This is a genomic window from uncultured Boseongicola sp. (assembly GCF_937988555.1).
Taxonomy (GTDB): Bacteria; Pseudomonadota; Alphaproteobacteria; order Rhodobacterales; family Rhodobacteraceae; genus Boseongicola.
The window spans coordinates 1-2,586 of record NZ_CALJXO010000093.1 but is presented as its reverse complement, the minus strand read 5'-3'; the positions used below and the strand labels follow the sequence as shown (position 1 = coordinate 2,586).

Annotated in this window: 6 protein-coding genes; 3 read left to right on the top strand and 3 right to left on the bottom strand. The window is 60.8% G+C overall.

Annotated elements, in window-relative coordinates; all coding sequences use genetic code 11:
• On the top strand, positions 1 to 633 hold a 633-nt coding region (locus Q1B15_RS05190; RefSeq protein ID WP_299751151.1), incomplete at its 5' end, for a DNA-binding domain-containing protein.
• Positions 634 to 640: 7 nt separating this feature from the next.
• Positions 641 to 1,225, top strand: coding sequence for a DoxX family protein (locus tag Q1B15_RS05185; protein ID WP_299751154.1), 585 nt, complete (start codon positions 641 to 643; stop codon positions 1,223 to 1,225).
• On the opposite strand, the gene Q1B15_RS05180 is transcribed toward Q1B15_RS05185, so the two are convergent.
• Positions 1,173 to 1,541 carry a hypothetical protein gene (locus tag Q1B15_RS05180; RefSeq protein WP_299751148.1) on the bottom strand — a complete coding sequence of 123 codons (369 nt, stop codon included), beginning with the start codon at positions 1,539 to 1,541 and terminating at the stop codon, positions 1,173 to 1,175. The two genes, Q1B15_RS05185 and Q1B15_RS05180, sit on opposite strands and share 53 nt — an antisense overlap.
• Before the next feature lie 26 nt (positions 1,542 to 1,567).
• The gene (locus Q1B15_RS05175) at positions 1,568 to 1,915 is read right to left on the bottom strand and encodes an ArsC/Spx/MgsR family protein (RefSeq protein ID WP_299751145.1); all 348 of its coding nucleotides are present in this window, start codon (positions 1,913 to 1,915) and stop codon (positions 1,568 to 1,570) included.
• 175 nt (positions 1,916 to 2,090) lie between these two features.
• Between Q1B15_RS05175 and Q1B15_RS05170 the strand changes: the two genes are divergently transcribed.
• Complete coding sequence (locus Q1B15_RS05170; RefSeq protein WP_299751142.1) at positions 2,091 to 2,297, top strand: cold-shock protein; 207 nt, start codon at positions 2,091 to 2,093, stop codon at positions 2,295 to 2,297.
• Positions 2,298 to 2,313: 16 nt separating this feature from the next.
• Here Q1B15_RS05170 and Q1B15_RS05165 read toward each other — a convergent pair.
• Positions 2,314 to 2,586, bottom strand: a 273-nt coding sequence (locus Q1B15_RS05165) for a hypothetical protein (protein ID WP_299751139.1), incomplete at its 5' end; no start/stop codon positions are given.

The following is a 2,586-nucleotide window of genomic DNA, read 5'->3' as shown; positions in this document are numbered from 1 at the left end:
AACAACGTGACTGTTTCGCTTAGCGAGGCGCTTGAAACAGCATTTCCCACGGTGGCAAAACTCGTCGGGGCGCAAAACTTCAAGCGCCTTGCCGCCACTTTCCTGCGCCAACATCCGCCGTCATCTCCTCTTATGATGTTTTACGGCGACGACATGCCCACCTTCTTGGAGGCTTTCGAGCCCACAGCGACCATCGGCTACCTGCCAGACATTGCGCGCCTTGATCTGGCCCTGCGCCACAGCTACCACGCCGCCGACGCGCAGCCCTTTGATCCCGCGACCTTGCAGGCGATCCCGCCCGAGCAACTGATGGCATCCCCCGTCACGCTTGCCCCAGCCACCCGGCTCATCCGCTCGAAATGGCCGATCCACGCGATCTGGGCGTTCAATACCGCCCCCCGCGCACCGAAGCCGACCATGGCCGCGCAAGACACCCTGATCTTGCGCGCGGACCTCGACCCGGTACCGCACCTTCTGCCCGCTGGCGGAGGTGCCTTCACAGACGTGCTCCTCCATGGCCAAACCTTCGGCGCCGCCATCGAGGCCGCCACAACTGAAGACGCCACATTCGATCTTTCGACAATGCTGGCTCTTTTGATCGTCAACAATGCCCTGACAGACCTTAAGGACTGAACTCATGATCCGCGCCCTGACCTCGCTCCACGACATCATCTTTTCCGGCCTCGAGCGGATCACCGTACCCGTCATGACCACGCTTGCGCGTTTCATCTTCGCGGCGACGCTTTTGGGCTACTACTGGAACTCCGGCACCACAAAGCTTGGCGATGGTGTGCTCGGCTTTCTGTTCCCCAGCGACGGCGCCTACATCCAAATCTTTCCTAAAACGATCGAGGCTATCGGCTATGACTTCTCCCAACTCGGTGCCTTCCACTGGGCCGTCGTCACCGCAGGCACTTGGGCGGAGTTCATCCTGCCGTTGCTGATCGTCCTCGGCCTGTTCACCCGGCTTGCCGCCTTGGGGATGATCGGCTTCGTCGCAATGCAAAGCTGGGTAGATCTCTTCGGCCATGGCGGGCTGGCCAACGGTACGCTTGGCGCATGGTTCGACCGCGTCCCCGACAGCCTGATCCTGGACCAACGCGCGTTCTGGATGTTCGTCCTCGCCTACCTCGTCCTGCGCGGCGGCGGCCCTCTCTCGGTGGATCGCGTCCTCAGAAGTGGCGCTTCGGCTCGTCAGGCCGACCCGCAGCCAGCGCAAGGATAGCGGCAAGGCCGCACATCGTGACTGGGAAGATCGAGAAAAATCCAATCCCAAACGCCCAGTACATGCCCCCTGACGCCAAAGCCAAAGCGATGCCGCCCCACAAGGCGCGCGTCGGCGCCATCGCCGCCCCGGCAATTGCCAACAATGGCGCCAGTACCGACATCGCACGGATCTCGTCGACCTTCGCAGGCATCTCGGCAAAGTTCGGCAATTCCCCCCAGCGATAGATCGCCTCGGTATAGCCAAAGCTTACCAGCCCCATCACCAAAGCCAGCAACCCGCCGATTAATCCCAAAGCTGCCGCTGCGTTGCGCACGTGGCTATCTCCTCTACCGCAAAGACCTAAGCACCCGAGGCACGCGATCCAAGATGCGCGCCCTGAGCGGCCTTATCCCATCCAAGCGTCAGTCCACCGGGCCCCTCAATCACTGGCCGTTTCATCAGCGTCGGATGATCCGCCAACAACGCCGCAGGCGCCCGCGCCCGCTCGCTTTCCGACAATCCGCGCCACGTCGTTGACCGCGTATTCAGCAAAGCGTCGCCAAATTCAGCCCAAAACCGACCAATCTCGCTCACTGACAACGGCTCGGCCCGCACATCGCGAAACGTCACGTCTAAGTTGATGTTTTCCAACGCTTTTAGCACCTTTCGGCACGTATCACACGTTCCAATCCCATAAAGCACCGTCATCAATTCGCCCCCTGTAACAGTAATTTGCTTTGTTTTTTACGCGAATCTCTTCATTTTCAAGGGGTGTTCGCACTGCGGATACATCAAAGCCCCTGGGGGCCGGACCGGTTCCTACGTCGGGGTGCAATGCCAAGACCTTCGCTTCTTGCGCGAAGGGACGACGGAAGGAAGACCGATGCCGACAGGCACAGTGAAGTGGTTCAATGCAACCAAAGGGTTCGGATTTATCGCACCCGACGAGGGCGGCAACGACGTGTTCGTCCATATCTCAGCCGTAGAAGCCGCCGGCATGACCGGCCTCGCCGATGACCAGAAAATTGGCTACGATCTGATCGAAGGCCGCGATGGACGCACCATGGCCGGAGAGCTGAAAGCCATCTGAACCGCCAAGGCGCGGATCAGTCAAGAACCCCCGACTGACGGGCCCCGGTGGACGCATCAACCGGATCAAGGAACGGCGGCGGAGTAAGCGACGGCGTCGCGGTTATCCCGCAGCGCATGTAAAGCGTCTGACCCTCCTGAACTGAGACCGCCTCGCGTGCTTGACCGGCCTGCGTGATCGCCCCCAACACATAATCGCCCGGAGCCAGCCGGATCACCAGAGGCGCGCCTATGCGACACGTCCCCATCGACCGTTCCCCCAAAAAGAGAGCCGGGTTCGTCGCAACATT